The sequence below is a fragment of the Paenibacillus herberti genome, assembly GCF_002233675.1.
Taxonomy (GTDB): Bacteria; Bacillota; Bacilli; order Paenibacillales; family Paenibacillaceae; genus Paenibacillus_O; species Paenibacillus_O herberti.
Genome location: NZ_NMUQ01000001.1, coordinates 1,501,748 through 1,518,260 on the forward strand (window position 1 = coordinate 1,501,748; position 16,513 = coordinate 1,518,260).

Genomic DNA, 16,513 nt, shown 5'->3' on the forward strand with positions numbered 1-16,513 from the left:
TGGGATTAGACCAAATTGCTGATATCGAATTCAATCCAAAGTGGCAGCAGTGATACGGACGTCCTTCAATGTTTCATATTCTCGTTTGAAATAATAGGAATAGACAATGGTAAAAAGAATCAGCAGCATGCTCGCCGCATCCAGCACCACCATCGCCTTGGTCATGCCAAATACGTTGCTCAGCAGTCCAAGACCGGCTATTGGCACAATGAAGCCCGAATATGCAGCCAGGTAATAAGTGGTGATAACCCGCGGGCGATCTTTAGCTTCAGGCAGCTCACCCGCCAGCCGCAGGCTAACTTGGAACACCCATCCAGTGCCTAGCGCCTGTAAGGCGACACCGATCCAGAGCAGTAGAAGACTGCTCTCCTGCCCGGAGAGCACAACCGTCCACGCTCCTGCGGCCAAAATGACGAGACCGGCTCTTAAGCGAATTACAGGGTGAGAAGGTAATGGCAGTAACTGCAGCAGTGCTCCCCCGCCCAGCAACAGCAAAGCGAGAAGTCCGCTGATGGATAGATCCGTACTCTTTAACACACTGACGACGAATGTCGGGATTAACGAGAGAACAATGCCGTTTATGGTGAAAAGCGTAAATACCGGCAAGGCAGCCATCAACCAGAAGTGTCGGCTCATGCCCGCCGGGACGCCAATGGAGATTTTACCCCGTGCATCGTCCTCCGTCTGCTTCTTGTTAGGCAGTGTCTCAATCAAGGCCGCGCTGATTAGCAAAAGAAAAATGAATAAAAGATATGGCGTACGCGAAGGAAAAGCGGGCATGTACTCCGTAATTAATCCGGAGATGGCCGGCCCAAGGCCAAAGCCAAACGAAATCGTAATTCCCGAGAGTAGAATAGCTCTAGCCGAGAGGCCTTGCGAAGCAAAGCGCAGCAGGTATGGAACCGCCGCACCTGTGAACAGTCCGTAAGCTGCGCCTTCCAGCATACGGGCTGCGTAAAGCATCCAAGGCGCGTTGTTGGCCAAAAACAGGATCGACGAGACGACGGCCAGCCAGATCGCAAGTCGAATCACCTTTTTCAACCCCCAAAAGGCGCCGCGGGCCCCCGTGATAAGCAGTACTGGAAGCAGCACAACCGCATAGGAAACAAACAACAAGCTAAGCTCCAGGCTGTTCAGTCCGTAACGGAGACGATAAAGCGGAAACAACGGAGATACAGCGGTTGCCACTAGGGACATAATAAGAATAATGGAAAGCATTCGTTTCATGGAAGCAACCTCCTAACAGTTCGATAATTTTATTTGAACGATCGTTCCAAAATGAACATGGGGAAACCGTTAGAACACGGCTTCAATCGCCATCCGGCACGCATCCGGTATCGTCTCGCGTCCAGTCGCGGTGCGGGCGCTAGCATGAATTCCCTGCTTTATCACCAGCAGGAATCGGGCAGTCTCACGAGTGTTAACGCCCTGCCGAAGCAGGCTGCGATTGCCGGCATCCTCCAGGAAACGATACAGGACATCCTCCTGGTAAGTCATATAAGCCTCAACACACTCCACCACAGGCGGCAGCAAGGCCGCCGAACCAAGCGTTGAATTGGCCATAAAGCAGCCCCGGCCGCGCGACAGATTATGCATGGTGGATTCGCCAGAAGCTTCCAAAAAATCCTGCAGCTGTTGCCGCGGATCGGCCTCACGCCGCTCCAGCTTCGAGAACAGCTCGCGCTCCTGTTTTTCGCGGAACCGGTTAATACAGCTGACAAACAACGTTTCTTTGTCTCCGAATGTCTCGTAAAGACTCCCACGGTTAATGCCCATGGCTGAGCATAACTCTTGAACGGAAGCCGCTTCAAATCCTTTCACCCAAAATAGCTCCAAAGCCTTATCCAGCGCCTCGGAAGGGTCGAACTCTTTCGGTCGCGCCACTCTCCTCTTCTCCCCTCGATGTTAGTTCCCTTTAGCCACAGTATATTCATTTCGGAACGATCGGTCAAGAACGTCTTTTCATACGCAGCCCTAGTGAGCCGCGCATGAATACTCTACTGTTTAACTGATTGGCTTAATAAGATCGTTGGATAGGCGGAATGCGTAAAGCTTGCCTTCCCCCTGTACAAAAAGCATATTTCCTGCTACCTGGAAAGGACCATATCTCCGAGAATCTGTCTGAAAACGGAACTCCGCCTTGGCCGTCTTTACGTTAAGTGCATATACCTCGCCGTCCGTCTGACCAACATACATGCCAGAATGAACAAAATTCACCTGGCTTGCGGGATTATCCAGTCCCTCATAGTACACAAGCGTCCCATCAGACAGTTTACGCCCATAAATGCCAAGGTTGCTGGGAGCTTGATAAAAGAACTTTCCATTATACGGACCCGCGATTAGCTCGCCTCCAGTGTTAATCGATTTTGCATTTACGGCATTTGGATCGTTGGTCAACTTATAAAAAAGCACCTTGTCCGTCTGGGTTACGATATAAACGGTATTTCCTTCGATTGTGACTCTTTTGGGACTCTGACCCAGATTATCCATGTTAGGATCAGGTTTCCCATATTTCAGACCTTCGATTATTGTCCCTGTTTTGGCATTGACGATATCCAATTTAGCGAGATATTCCGTCCCATCCATACGCGGCCAGTCATCGTTAAAGTACAAACGATCCCCGTCCACCTTCAGTAGCGCGCCATGGCTGCCGTCCATTCTCCATAATGTTTTCCCTGTCATTTTATCAAAGGCATAATAAGTGTTAACTGTGAGAGCCCCTGATTCCATCGCACCTGCGAGCAATATGTTATCCAACATATAAGTATTACCGCTGCCGCCGCTATCGCTCGGAACGGACCAGTTCAGCTTGCCGGACGATATTTTAATAGAGGCCAGTTTTGTGCCTGAAAATATGTATAATGCCCCATCGTCAGCCAATACACGGGAAATCATCTTCTCTTTTGTCTGATAAATCTTCGCTCCTTTGCCTGTTTTCGGATTCACTTTGAATACATTGCCGGATTTATCCCCAACAAATACAAACCCGTCAGCGGCCGTAACCGTATCACCTTGGAGCTTCGCACCAAAGCTCCAGAGAGCCTTGCCTTTAGTCATATCGCGGGCGATAAGCTTGCCGGATTTGACATAAAACACCTTGTTGTCATTAAGTACAGGTGGCACGATGACGCGACTATGCTCTGCAGGTTTGTCTATATCCGCGGTCCATATCGGCGCAGCGGCAGGCGTTGTATTTTCAAACGCAAAGGAAGTTTCCAGCGTATAATTCTGTCCGCTGCCGTAAGGCGCAGATGCAGTAGCTGTATTGTTTAATGATCCTGAAAGGATTATTACCGCTCCGGCTGCTGCCGCGCTAATTGATGTCAGGGATCTTTTCATCATCCTAACTTCCTCCTTTAATCCCTCATTAATCTGTTTATTTCTTTGCAACGATCTCAAAAGGGGCTGAATCATAAACCCGAATCATTCCCTTCCCTGCCTGGGGCGGCTTCATCGTACCGTCTGAAGCTTTACCTGTAACGGGTAGCTTAAAACTAAAATCAAACATCCCAAAGCGGGCTTTTCCTGTATAAATCAGTAACCTCGAGTCGCTCGTACTTGCATCGGTCGAAAGAAGCGGCTCCCAAAACACGGCAACCTCACTCGTTTCTTTCCAAAAGGAATCATTATGCCCTTTGATCCGAACCATATCGCCAATTTTAGCCTTCCCAGGCTGCAAGCTTAACTCTGGCTTTGAAACATAAAGTTGTTTAAATACACGGGAGGCCTCCTGATCACGCAGCACGAGCCTTTTGCCAAATCCCATCCCTGTGGCAATTCCACCAGAGGCTCCGTAAAGCGATATGGAGTCCCCATCTTTAAAATCAACCCAAACTCCATGAAAAAAGGTGTCCGGGAACACCTCCTCCTCAAACGATTCCTCCACTCCCTTGGCAGCCAGCTTTTTCAAGACTCCGCACACTGCATTTAGCGGGTTACGATCTTCTTTTTTGGCACTGAGAAGCGGTACATACGTTAGATCTCCACTCTGCATACTAACTTCTTTTAATGTTTCTGGTGTGCATATAGCAGCAAGCTCATAAACATTTCGGCGTTTCGGAAGCGCCGCCCTCTCCTTTTCGTATGAAGGCCGCTCATAGGAGAAGCGAGTATAAACATCCTTTTTACCGTCTATTGGACTATCCATATAAAAATCCAGCACTCCGTTACCCATGTCGCCTATGTAACGCAATTCATCGCCACGGTATGGGGTTGTATTGGTACGGGCGTATTCCAGCTCTTTTCCCTCAAGCAGTTGATCAGCAAGCACAACGACGGAGTTGTCTTTAAGATCAATAAGCGTCAGCATTCCGGACGACTGGGGACGTACAACTAGATAATCGCTGCCAATGGCAGTGATGGAATAAATATCATTCACTCCTGTCAGCTTTGGTATGTCATATTCCTTCTCAACCGAAACGGCTTCGTTGTAGACCGTAACCGTCTTCCCGTCGGTTAGCACGCTATATTGCTTCCATTTGTCTGAATGGTACGTCTGGTAACTCTTCACGCTCGGCTCAAGACGGTTTTTATAACTCACTTTTGTTCGTCGAATTATTTTGTTGTTGAGCTGTAATTCGGTTAAGCCAAGCTCCTTGTCGCTCCAGCATGTCATCGTAATCATCGAGGCGTTTCATAGTGGCTGTATTCGTTAAAGAATCCCATTGCACACTCGCCCCTGTCACTTCCGCAAAAAATCGTAGTGGAGCAAACAACGTCCCGTTTACATTGCGGAGCGGGCTTGATAAACGAATCGTTTTATCGTTAACGGCTGCTTCCATAGAGTCAGCGCTAAGTTTCACCAAAAGCTCAGGATAGCTCATGAGCACCGTTTTTGAATTTATGTCCCATTTCACTATGCTTCCAAGCAGCCCGCCGACATCCCTTAACGGGAGAAATGCAACTCCTTTGTCAATAAATGCAGCAGCTTTGGTTTTATACTCGGAACCGTTGAAAATAAGCCGGATACCGCCTGCTTTTGCTTCGGCAGCACTTGCCTTGGAAGAAGCTCCATTAGCGGGAATAGATAATAGCAAGCAGACGGCCATTGCCGCAGAAAGTATAAGAGAAGACCTCTTTAATCGTGCCAAATGAATGAACCCCCTCTAACCGATTGAAAACCTGGATTATCTCAAACTTAGACGCATACAAATATGGAAAGTTACGGGAATAATCAAAAATTTGATCTGCTTTTTACGGCGGGTTGAGTCGGTGATGAAACAACATTGAAGCCAATCGTCGTCTCTTCAAGTACTTCAATGAGCGGAGCGAGCCGGGAATACAGCTCTTTCCTTCGCTCGGTCGGAATCATTTTACGTGCTGGTCTTATGAATAAAGGCTCTCCAACCTCCGCCTCCAATGCAGCCAGTTACTGGCTCATCGCAGGCTGCGTCATAATTCTCAACTTTCCCGCTTCGTAGACCCCTCCCCGATGGTTAAAATAAAAAGGCTACCCACATCCGGGCAGCCGTTACAAGAAAGTATCATTGCTGATTGCAACTACTATACAGCCGCCAGCTTTCTCCATCAATGATCGTAATAGTATTGCTTGATGTAATAGTGGGAGCTATTCAAGTTAGTCGTTGACTGGCAGTCTGCACAGAGAAGCTCACCCGTAGCTGCTGGTTTGCTCTCGCAGGTGAAGCATGTCGGGGTCTCCGAGGAATTTGACATAGGCAGCGGATAGAGACCTGGTGAAGGATTCATTTTCATCGTAATCATCAACCTTTCTTAGTTTGATTTATCTCATTAATAGTTCATGTCACGAAGGAAGGGATAAGCGACTGTCGTCAAAAACTCAGGCAGTTCTTCCGCGACGGTCATCTCGCGGAACAATTCAGCAACTTGGCGGAGCAATTCTATTTTCATCCCATTGTCCGTACTTTCCGCTAGTTGACGCTCCAACTCTTCATCCAGCCACAGATCTAGCAGTTCTCCCGTAAAACGCCGTCCATCTGCCAGTATCCCTCTTGGATGATGTAGCCACTGCCACAGCTGAGCACGGGATATTTCCGCTGTTGCCACATCCTCCATCAACCCTTGAATCGGCACCGCTCCTGTTCCGCCCAGCCAAGCCGCTACATATTGAATGCCGACGGACAGATTTGTTCTGACACCTTGCTCCGTAATGACTCCTTCCGGCAGCTCCAGCAGCTGTTCCGCAGTGCAATCCGGCCCATCCGGAATAGCTCCGAGTTGATGGGGTCCAGGCATAAGAGTATCAAACACTTCTCTTGCGACCGGCACAAGCGCCGGATGGGCGACCCAGGTGCCATCATGACCGAGCCTTACCTCGCGCAGCTTATCTCGGCGAACCTTATCCAGTGCTTCGGCGTTGGCGGCGGGGTTGTTCTTGATCGGTATTTGTGCGGCCATACCGCCAATGCAATGTGCGCCGCGCTTATGGCATGTTCGTACCGCAAGCGTGGCATACGCGGACATGAACGGCGTGTCCATCGTCACCAAGCCGCGATCGGGCAGGATGATATCAGGATGGCGGCGGAGCTTTTTGATATAGGAGAAGATATAATCCCAGCGGCCGCAATTGAGTCCGTCGATATGGTCCTTAAGCGCGTAGAGAATTTCCTCCATCTCAAATGCAGCTGGCAGCGTCTCGATCAGCACCGTCGCACGGAATGTCCCCCGCTCCAGATGGAACTCCTCTTCGGTATGAAGAAACACATTCGCCCAAAGTACAGCCTCTTCCATACTCTCCAGCTTGGGGAGATACAAGAAGGCACCCTCACCCTTTAGCGCTTGCTCGCGAGCATTATGCCAAGCGAACAGTCCGAAGTCGAACAAACTTGCGGAAATCGGCTGGCCGTCCAGAAGAACATGTTTCTCTTCCATATGCCAGCCCCGTGGACGTACTTTCAGCACAGCAGGTCGATCGGCCAGCTCATACAACTTACCTTCCGGGCTCGTGAAGCGGATCGTACCGGCATATGCATCGCGTATATTGCGTTGTCCGCCAACAGTATTGTTCCAGGTTGGAGAATTGGCGTCCTCAAGATCACACATGAACACTTGAGCGCCCGAATTAAGCGCGTTGATGACCATTTTGCGATCCCCCGCTGGGCCGGTAATCTCCACACGCCGATCCTGCAACGACGGTGGAGCGGGCTGAACCTTCCAATTACCACTGCGAATGGGGGCGGTATCTTGGCGGAAGTCTGGTTTTTCTCCGCTGTCGAACGCCACTTGCCGTCGAGCCCGCTCATGCAGTAATGCTTGGCGCCGCTCCCCGAACTGCTCCTCCAATCGCCTGACGAATGCGAGTGCCTCCGGGTGGAGCCATTGCTCGGCTTCCGGCTCCAGCTTAGGCGCATTCAGCGTGAGTCCAGCCAACTGCTGCTCGTTCATGCATGTTCCTCCTCGGAGGTAGCTGCTGCAAACTGCGCTGCCTCCGTTGATTCAGCCAGTGCACCTGTGCTGGCCAGTCCTCCGCTGACAACCTGGATTACCGCGTCAAAATACCCCGTACCAACCTCCCGCTGGTGTCTGGTCGCTTCATAACCAAGCGGTTCAGCGGCAAACTCCGCTTGCTGCAGCTCGGAGTACGCGGCCATGCCGCGATCGCGATAATCGCGAGCCAGCGTGAACATGCTGTAATTGAGTGCGTGAAATCCGGCTAACGTGACAAACTGGAATTTGTAACCAAGCTTGCCGAGCTCCTGCTGGAAGGTTGCGATTTCCGAATCGCTGAGCTTCTTTTTCCAGTTGAAGGAGGGGGAGCAGTTATAGGCGAGCAGCTTGCCGGGATATGCCGCGTGGATTGCCTCCGCGAACTGACGCGCTTCCTGCAAATCCGGCTCCGAAGTTTCACACCAGACGAGGTCAGCATAAGGAGCATAAGCCAGCCCGCGAGCAATGGCTTGATCCAGTCCGGCTCTCACGTAATGAAAGCCCTCCGAGGAGCAATTGCCCGTTAAGAATGGATGATCCGCAGGATCAACATCACTAGTGAGCAGCTTAGCTGCATGTGCATCGGTACGGGCGATCAGCACCGTATCAACTCCCAGTACATCAGCCGCCAGCCGCGCAGATACCAGATGGCGTACCGCCTGCTGGGTTGGCAGCAACACTTTGCCGCCGAGATGGCCGCATTTCTTTTCCGAAGAGAGCTGATCTTCTAGATGTACACCTGCTGCTCCCGCCTCGATCATCGACTTCATCAGCTCGAACACATTCAGCGCCCCACCGAAACCAGCCTCCGCATCCGCCACGATAGGGATGAAAAAGTCGATGTCACCGCTGCCCTCCGAATGCTGAATCTGATCCGCGCGCTGCAGTGCCTGATTGATCCGTTTCACCACACTCGGCACGCTGTTAGAGGGATACAAGCTCTGATCCGGGTACATTTGTCCTGCCAGATTGGCATCCGCAGCGACCTGCCAACCGCTTAGGTAGATGGCCTTCAGGCCGGCTTTTGCCTGCTGGACCGCTTGGTTACCGGTGAGCGCGCCGAGCGCGTGAACGAAATCTTCCTCGTGCAGAGAGTCCCATAACTTGCTTGCGCATCGAGATGCGATCGTATGTTCGATTAAAATCGATCCTCGCAATTTTAGCACATCTTCCGTGCTGTAAGGCCGCTCGATGCCGTCGTAACGAGGGGCGCTCCAGCGCTCCAACAGCTGCTGCTTCTGATCTTCCTGGTTGCGGCTCATCAGAACTCCCCTCCATAACCAAGCTCGAGAACGCCAGATCCTTCACAGCGCGGACAGCGCTCGAATCCGGATGGTGCCACAGTGGATGCGCTCTGCTCAACTTGCTGGGACAAGCTCCTTAGCGGGTAGAGTTCCAGTTCTCCATTTCCTTCGCAGTGCGGGCAATCCATCTGGACCAGCTCCATTCTGTTATAGTTTGTTTCTTTTTGTTGATGTTATTATATAACAGAGATCCACAAAAGTTCAATACTGTTTTGTCTATTTTTATTGTTGTTATAGTACAGATTTGGAGGCACAAAAAAAGACCGCTTCTCGCGGTCTTTTTTGTATGGCGCGTACCCTGCTCAACAAATTTGAAATGACCAGTAAAACCTATTCCATCAACCTTGCAGTCAGCATCGACTGTGCGACCTTTTGGCCATCGGCAAATACCTGAACCTCGACCTTACAGAACTTGCGGCTCAGCTCGATCAGGACCGGGTACAGACGGAGCATCTGATCAATCTCTACTGGAGCAAAATAATACACGGAATGGCTGTCCGCAATCAGGTTGCTGCGTCGATGATCGCGAATGGTGCGTACCGCGGCATGATGGATAAGGCCGGACAGCACACCTTCCGACAAATTGCCCATCGTGTTACTGAACAGCGCCTCGGCGGGGCCTTCGTAATAAACACGCCCATCTTCTTCGCGTCCTTCATTGAACATACGCCGTATCTGATCCTCCAGCGTTTCCCCATTCTGTGGCTGATGCTGAATCTGCTGCATCGCTTGCAGCACATCCTTACGGCTAATAACACCGGCAAGCCTTCCATCTGCGGCCACAACCGGCAAAAGCTCAATCGCCTCACCTACCATCATGTGACCTGCTGTTGCCACCGAGGTCTGAGGCGTGCAAGTTTTGGGATGAGACGTCATACGGTCTGCAATAGGCTCCTCCAGCTGAGCTCCTATCAAATCCTTCGTTGTCACCATGCCAATTGGTCTCATGTCATCGTCGACAACGGGGAAGCGATTGTGATTCGTCTCGTCAATTTGCCGCATTGCATCGCTGACAAGATCATTCTTATGTAAATAAGCCAGAGGAAGATCATGGCGCAAAATATCCGAAACTAGTACGATCTGCTTTTTGATCAAACGATCATAAATCGCCCGGTTGATCAGCGCTGCTACCGTAAACGTGTCATAGGTGCTGCTGAGAATCGGTAGCTCAAGCCTGTCGGCCAGCTCTACTACTTCTTGGCTGGTCCCAAAACCACCTGTCACCAGCACCCCGGCACCGAGCGAAAGCGCACTATAATGCGCCTTGTCGCGGTTACCAACAATAAGTAGATTGTCTGGTTCGATGTATCCCATCATTGCTTCCAGTTGCATAGCACCGATGACAAACTTGTTCAGCGTCTTCTGCAGACCCGCTTTCCCTCCGAGCACCTGGCCGTCGACAATCGACACGATCTCTTCGAACGTCAGCTTGTCGATCTTCTCCTGCTTGCGGCTGTCTACCCGCACCGTACCGGTACGCAGCTTCGTACTTACGATGCCGCGCGACTCTGCCTCTTTGATGGCTCGATAAGCCGTGCCTTCGCTCACATCAAGAGCCTGAGCGATTTTGCGCACCGAAACGCGGGTTCCAACCTCTAAACTTTCCATATAAGTAATGAGCTGATCATGCTTGGTAGAAAAATCGGCTGGTCCCATATCGACTTCCTCCCGTTATCAAGAGCGCTTCTATTAATTCTATAAAATCATCATAAACTAAAATCTAAACAGTCAGCAAGGAAGCTCACTCACCCAAGCGAAGGCAGCTTTCCTGACATCTGCTCCATCGCCGCCTTCATCTGATAGTTGTCAATATGCGTATAAATCTGCGTTGTCTCGATACTCGCATGGCCGAGTAGCTCCTGAAGTGTACGGATGTCCGTGCCGCTGCGGATCTGCATCGTTGCAAAGCTGTGTCGCAGCTTATGGCTGGATAACTTTTTCATAGACAGCTCGGGAAGTTCGCCCTGCAGCCGCCGCAGCGTTGCATCTGCAATCGTCTGAATCATACGAATCGACAGCCTGCGCCCGAGCTGGCTGATGAACATCGGCTGCTCCTTGCCCTGCCTCATCTCCAGCAGATTCTCTTCCATCATGCGGCGAAGCAGTCCTGCCAAGCTGTCCGGGAGCGGGAGGTAGCGCCACTTGCGTCCTTTACCAAGTACCGATAAAATCCCATCTAATTTAAGGTCATGAATATTTAAGCGGTGAATTTCACCGACACGAAGTCCGGCATATGCCATCAGCAGCAAAATGGACAGATTGCGCTCCCGATGTTTGCCCTCTACATGCTGGAACAGCTGCTGCAACTGCCCTTCCTCTAAATACACCGGAATACGGTTTTTCTGCTGCCTTGACTTTGGTGTAAGCGCAGCCGGATTACTGCTCAGCCGATCCATCTCATTCAGCGATCGATAAAATGCCCTCAAAGACGACAGTTTACGGTTCCGCGCCTCATCTCCGGCTCCTCCCTCCCGGCTGCGCGATAAATAGCGCATAATATCTAGCTTACCGGTATTCTCCAGATCAGCTGGGTACAACATCGACAAATATTGTCTGACATCCGCCAGATAAGCTTTTTCGGTTGAGCTCGTCATGCCCTGGTTTTTCATCCAGATGCTGAACAGCTCCAATTCCTCGCCATATGTCTCCTGAAGCTCATGATTGGTCGCAGACAAGCCTTCCAACTCCTTTCCTTCTTATAAAAAAACCTCTATAAAATGAAGTTGCGTAAAATATGTATTTCACGCAACTTTTAAGCCGGAAAAAACGGCATCCTCCAAGGCTCAGGAATGCCGAATATGTTGCAACGTCTGGCGGAAAATCTGTTCCACATGATCGTCATCGAGAGAATAATACACCGTTTTGCCTTGCTTGCGGCGCTTGACGATTCGCATGTTACGGAGGTATCGCAGCTGATGGGATACGGCCGACTGGTTCATTTCCAGCAGTACGGTCAGATCATGCACGCATAGCTCGCTGTGCAGCAGAGCTCCTACAAGCTTGACCCGCGTCGGATCGCTGAAAGCCTTCAGCCAGTCCGCCAGCTGAAGCGCGGATTCATCATCCAGCATCGCTGCTTTCACGGCGGTCAGATCCTGCTGAACCTCTGGAACAGCATGCTCTGATTCTACCTCCACCGGATCCTCTTCTCGGAAATCGGAAGAATAGGGTTCAGGAACTTTTGAAGCATCCGATTTCATATCCATTCCTCCGGTTCATTAGGCTTGTCTACCATTATAACAAATCCCGGGCATTAAACGGAAGTTTTACGGACATGATGAAATTTCAGCAACTAGGCGTATTACGGTTGACTGTATCTCTTATAAATCATATTATGTGAACAAGTATTCATATGTAAAGAGAAGCTTTAGGAAGGATGATACTTTTGAATGAATTCCGAGTGAAGGGACTCAGCTGCGGTAACTGTGCCATGGACCTGGAGCGGCAAATCCGCAAACTTCCTCATGGTGAAGGAGCAACGCTGCATTATTCCTCTGCACGGCTAGTTGTAGACGAACGAATCGAGATGGATCGCGTCCGTAAAATTTTGAAATCCGATGGGGCTATCATTCAAGCGGCTCTAAATGGACCAGGATCGGCTGCGGCTTTGAAAGCTCCCTTTCCGATGGCCGAGCAAGCGAACTCATGTTCTTCAAGCGACTGCGGCTGCTCGACAGACGGAGACAAACATAATCATTCGCATGATCACAATCATGACCACAGCCACGACCATGCTTCACATAACCACAGTCATGGGGATAGTCAGCATGAGCACTCCCACGGTGATCATAGCCATGCACACTCTCACGCTGGTCACGGTCACGACCATGCTCACGGCGATGATGACCATCATGGACATGATCATTCCCACTCTGTCGGCAAGGGCATCTACATCGAGCTCGGTATCAGCTTTGCTTTATTTCTAGTGGCACTTGTAGCAGAAAACAGTTTCCCTTACAGCATCATTGTAATCCTATATTTGGCCGCAATTGGGCTTAGTGGCTGGAGAACGTTCTGGAAAGGCCTACGCAACCTCGTTCAGCTGCGATTTACGATGGATACGCTGATGACCGTGGCGCTCATTGGAGCTGTCGCCATTCAAGAATGGAAAGAAGCTGCGCTAGTAGCGATTCTGTTCGGTATCAACGAGTTGCTTGAAGGACTAGGTATGAATCGGGCCAGACAGTCCATGGAAAAGCTTCTGAACGCTGCCCCTAAAGAGGCAATCCTGCTTGAAAACGGCCAAAAGCGCTCCATTGCAGTATCCGATCTGATCGAAGGCCATACCGTTCTCGTAAGCGCCGGAGCGCAAATTCCTTCGGACGGAACGATTCTGACGGGAAATAGCTCCGTCAACGAAGCGGCCATCACCGGTGAATCGATCCCTGTGGACAAACAAGCCGGCGATACCGTTTTTGGCGGCAGCTTGAATCAGGAAGGAAGCCTGACAATCCGGATTGATAAGGCGTTTAAACAGTCCTCCCTAGCCAAGATTCTGCAGCTGGTACAGGAGGCACAGGAATCCAAAACGCCTACGGAGCTGTTTATAAACCGTTTTTCACGGTATTACACTCCGGCAATTATGATTATTGCTGCTCTGGTCATGCTCATACCACCGCTGTTCTTTGGTGGAGAGTGGCGTCACTGGCTTTACGAAGGGCTGGCAGTGCTGATTGTAGGCTGTCCGTGCGCGCTCATCCTCTCCTCACCAGTCGCTATTCTTGCCGGCATTACCAAGCTCGCTAGAGAAGGCATACTGGTCAAAGGCGGCGCTTTTCTGGAGCAACTGGGACGAATTAAGATCATTGCTTTTGACAAAACGGGTACGCTCACCAAAGGGAAACCACATGTTGCCGCTGTACAAAGCTGGGATGATCGCTTCCTCCCTGTAACAGCGTCCATGGAAAGTGGTTCCTCTCACCCACTGGCGACGGCAATTATGAGCTATATGAAGGAACAGCGCGTTGAGCATGAAACGATTGAAACGCAAACTGCTTTGGGACGCGGATTAACGGCGACAATCGATGGAAAATCCTATGTACTGGGAAGCCCACAACTTCTCGATCAACTGGAGCTCAGCAACGCCCCCGAGGCCAAAGAAAAAATCGAGTCCTATCGGGAACAAGGCCTTACGCTCGTATTGTTAGCGGATGAAAGTAAAGTGTTAGGAATCTTCGGCCTCTCCGATGAGCTTAGACCTGAAACACCGGAAGTGGTCAAGGAGCTTCACCGTGCCGGAATCAGCCGAACCGTCATGCTGACTGGCGACCATGCAATTTCTGCGAAACGGATGGCTGAAGCAAGCGGAGTTAGAGATTACGAAGCAAGCCTGTTGCCAGAAGACAAAGTAGACCGCATCAAAGAACTTAGGAAGGCTGGGCGGGTCGCCATGATCGGCGACGGCATCAACGACGCTCCTGCTCTTGCTACCGCTGATCTCGGGATTGCCATGGGCAAAGGTACGGACAGCGCCATCGAAACAGCCGATCTAGTGCTTATGCAAGATCATTTGGGCAAGCTGCCTTCGGCAATCCGAACCGCGAAGCTGACGAATCGCATTATCGCTTTTAACATCAGCATTTCACTTGGACTGAAGATCATCGCCCTCCTAATGACGATTCCAGGCTGGCTGACACTCTGGATCGCCATTCTCTCCGATATGGGAGCAACGATCCTGGTGTCCTTGGTCAGTATGATCCTACTTCTTCCGTCTCGCAAAGCTTCCTCCTCTACAACATCTCAAGCAAGTTAACAAAAACGCCAGCAGCGGATTGATTCCGCTGCTGGCGTCTTATTTGTTCTATTCTATTAAGGGATGAACTGCTGAACAATCTTGGTCACAACTCCGTCTTTCACCGTGAGGTGATAAGGGAAATCGCTCAGATCAAGTACTTCGTTCTTAGGAAAAAGCTTAGCGAATTGATCCACAGCCATTGGCTCATTCCACTCCGTTGTGATCTCTGCTGGATCGCCGGTTTTGTCATAAATCTGCATGAGAACCACTGCATCCGGTGATACCTCGTACATCTTCACGGAAGGATCGTTGTTCACAATATAGTAACCGTCAGGAGCGCTGTCCAGTCCGGAATCAGGCTCATTTTTGAGGAACTCGGCGTCAGCCTCTTTACCTTCGTACCAATTGATCTGATCGGCACTTATGTACCATTTGCCGTCTTTATAACTAAGTCCATTAATGTAGTCTGTTTGGGTGTCTACCGTCTTCTGGAAGGGCTGATAATCCCCGCCCACGGCATTAGCCGTTGAGATGAAGTAAAACAAGATCGACGCGGTTGCAATAATGCTGAGAAGGCTCTTTTTCATAATGGCTCGTCTCCCTTTCTAATCCTAGAAAAACTACTGCCCGGTAACTCGATCTAATCGGTTATTACCCGGTGAAGCCGGGGATGAATCAGCTTCTGATATCATTATAAACGGATCAACCTGCCAAGAGGTTGCAACAAAGTTACAAAACACGGTACTCTATTTATGTAAGTGTGAAAACAGACAAAGGAGAATGCAGACATGCTTCGCAGAATAATCGGTTTCACCGTTTTCCTTTTATTATTTGCAGCCATTACGTATTATATTGGCTGGAATCTTTCGCTATTCCTAAGCAGTCTCGGGATTGATCAGCATGTTTGGATGTGGCTTGTCGTGTCATTCCTCTCCCTCTCTTATCTTATTGCGATGGCACTTATAAGGTTGTGGGGCGGCCTACCGGTGCGACTATTCAAACTGGCGGCTTCTTATTATCTCGCGGTCATTGAGTTCTTGATCCTGCTGCTGCCTTTGGCCAACCTAGGCTGGCTGATCGCTGCTGCGGCTGGAGTGGGACGCGAGAAATACAATGAGGCTGCGGGCTGGTCCGTCCTGCTTCTGCTCGTCCTGCTTCTCGTTTGGGGCAGCCGCAATGCCTGGAGTCCGATCGTGCGCCGCTTCAACCTCCATGTGGACAAACATGTCCCAGGCCGTGAAAGTCTGACCTTGCTGGCCGCATCCGATATTCATCTGGGCGATATTGTCGGCAAGCGCCACCTGTCTAGGCTAGTGCGCATTAGCAAGGAACTGGAGCCTGACCTCATACTGCTCGCAGGAGATGTAATTGACGATAGTGTGAAGCCATTTATTAGGCAAAATATGGCCAAAGTCATCTCACAGCTTAAAGCGCCTCTCGGTACTTACGCCGTCCTCGGCAATCATGAATATTATGGAGGCCATATTTCCGAATACACGGCCAAAATGGCCGAGGCTGGCATACCGGTGCTACAGGATCAGGTGGTGCAAACCGGCGGTCTTTATATCGCGGGTCGCAAGGACAAAACAGCAGAAGCGATGTCGGCTGAAGGCCGAATCTCCACCGCAGAGCTGCTTAGCCAAGCCGATGCGTCAGCTCCCATTTTCCTGATGGACCATCAGCCATATGGCTTTGCTCAAGCAGCTGAGGCTGGTGCAGATTTGCTCCTATGCGGACATACCCATCGCGGCCAGTTTGCACCTAACCATCTCGTTACACGCCGCCTTTTTGAGCTCGATTGGGGTTATATGAGAAAGTCCGCTCTTCATGTTCTCGTTTCCTCTGGATTCGGCAGCTGGGGCCCTCCAATTCGACTGTTTAGTAGAAGCGAAGTATTATTAGTGACGTTTACTTTTAAGAAGTAAATATTCCCCCGACCTGACCCCGGCCGCAGGCCTTCTGACCTGCGGTTTTAAAATTCGAATATGGTTTACATAACTATTCTTACAAAGATACTTGCTCGTAAATAACTCTGTTGTCCACTCGATCCTTGATTGTTACAATTGTACAT

Annotated in this window: 13 protein-coding genes; 2 read left to right on the forward strand and 11 right to left on the reverse strand. The window is 50.4% G+C overall.

Annotated features, from left to right (window positions below; translation table 11 throughout):
• Positions 1 to 30: 30 nt before the first annotated feature.
• The 10 genes from CGZ75_RS06910 to CGZ75_RS06960 form a co-directional block, all read right to left on the reverse strand.
• A complete protein-coding gene (locus tag CGZ75_RS06910) occupies positions 31 to 1,227 on the reverse strand; it encodes an MFS transporter (protein ID WP_141136684.1) in 1,197 nt (398 codons plus the stop codon).
• Between the two features lie 69 nt (positions 1,228 to 1,296).
• Positions 1,297 to 1,884 (reverse strand): TetR/AcrR family transcriptional regulator, encoded by a 588-nt coding sequence (locus CGZ75_RS06915; protein ID WP_089523486.1) that lies wholly within the window; start codon positions 1,882 to 1,884, stop codon positions 1,297 to 1,299.
• Positions 1,885 to 2,004: 120 nt separating this feature from the next.
• Positions 2,005 to 3,342 (reverse strand): outer membrane protein assembly factor BamB family protein, encoded by a 1,338-nt coding sequence (locus CGZ75_RS06920; RefSeq protein ID WP_176444707.1) that lies wholly within the window; start codon positions 3,340 to 3,342, stop codon positions 2,005 to 2,007.
• Between the two features lie 34 nt (positions 3,343 to 3,376).
• On the reverse strand, positions 3,377 to 4,462 hold the full coding sequence (locus CGZ75_RS06925; RefSeq protein WP_089523488.1) for a hypothetical protein: 1,086 nt from the start codon (positions 4,460 to 4,462) through the stop codon (positions 3,377 to 3,379).
• Between the two features lie 67 nt (positions 4,463 to 4,529).
• A complete protein-coding gene (locus tag CGZ75_RS06930) occupies positions 4,530 to 5,090 on the reverse strand; it encodes a copper amine oxidase N-terminal domain-containing protein (RefSeq protein WP_141136686.1) in 561 nt (186 codons plus the stop codon).
• 658 nt (positions 5,091 to 5,748) lie between these two features.
• Positions 5,749 to 7,362, reverse strand: a complete 1,614-nt coding sequence (gene aceB, locus CGZ75_RS06940) for a malate synthase A (RefSeq protein ID WP_089523490.1) — start codon at positions 7,360 to 7,362, stop codon at positions 5,749 to 5,751.
• On the reverse strand, positions 7,359 to 8,666 hold the full coding sequence (aceA, locus tag CGZ75_RS06945; RefSeq protein WP_089523491.1) for an isocitrate lyase: 1,308 nt from the start codon (positions 8,664 to 8,666) through the stop codon (positions 7,359 to 7,361). The genes aceB and aceA overlap by 4 nt, the downstream gene beginning before the upstream one ends.
• 372 nt (positions 8,667 to 9,038) lie before the next feature.
• The gene (locus tag CGZ75_RS06950) at positions 9,039 to 10,364 is read right to left on the reverse strand and encodes a DRTGG domain-containing protein (RefSeq protein WP_089523492.1); all 1,326 of its coding nucleotides are present in this window, start codon (positions 10,362 to 10,364) and stop codon (positions 9,039 to 9,041) included.
• An 89-nt stretch (positions 10,365 to 10,453) separates the two neighbouring features.
• Entirely contained in the window at positions 10,454 to 11,383 is a 930-nt protein-coding gene (locus CGZ75_RS06955; protein ID WP_141136687.1) for a tyrosine-type recombinase/integrase, read from the reverse strand.
• Between the two features lie 108 nt (positions 11,384 to 11,491).
• Positions 11,492 to 11,908: an ArsR/SmtB family transcription factor gene (locus CGZ75_RS06960; RefSeq protein WP_089523494.1), complete on the reverse strand. Its 417-nt coding sequence runs from the start codon at positions 11,906 to 11,908 to the stop codon at positions 11,492 to 11,494.
• Positions 11,909 to 12,084: 176 nt separating this feature from the next.
• Between CGZ75_RS06960 and CGZ75_RS06965 the strand changes: the two genes are divergently transcribed.
• Entirely contained in the window at positions 12,085 to 14,460 is a 2,376-nt protein-coding gene (locus CGZ75_RS06965; protein ID WP_176444708.1) for a heavy metal translocating P-type ATPase, read from the forward strand.
• 56 nt (positions 14,461 to 14,516) lie between these two features.
• Here the strand turns inward: CGZ75_RS06965 and CGZ75_RS06970 are convergent, their stop codons facing one another.
• Positions 14,517 to 15,029 (reverse strand): hypothetical protein, encoded by a 513-nt coding sequence (locus CGZ75_RS06970; RefSeq protein WP_089523496.1) that lies wholly within the window; start codon positions 15,027 to 15,029, stop codon positions 14,517 to 14,519.
• 201 nt (positions 15,030 to 15,230) lie between these two features.
• Here CGZ75_RS06970 and CGZ75_RS06975 point away from each other — a divergent pair, with 201 nt between their 5' ends.
• Positions 15,231 to 16,367, forward strand: a complete 1,137-nt coding sequence (locus CGZ75_RS06975) for a metallophosphoesterase (RefSeq protein ID WP_089523497.1) — start codon at positions 15,231 to 15,233, stop codon at positions 16,365 to 16,367.
• Positions 16,368 to 16,513: the final 146 nt, after the last annotated feature.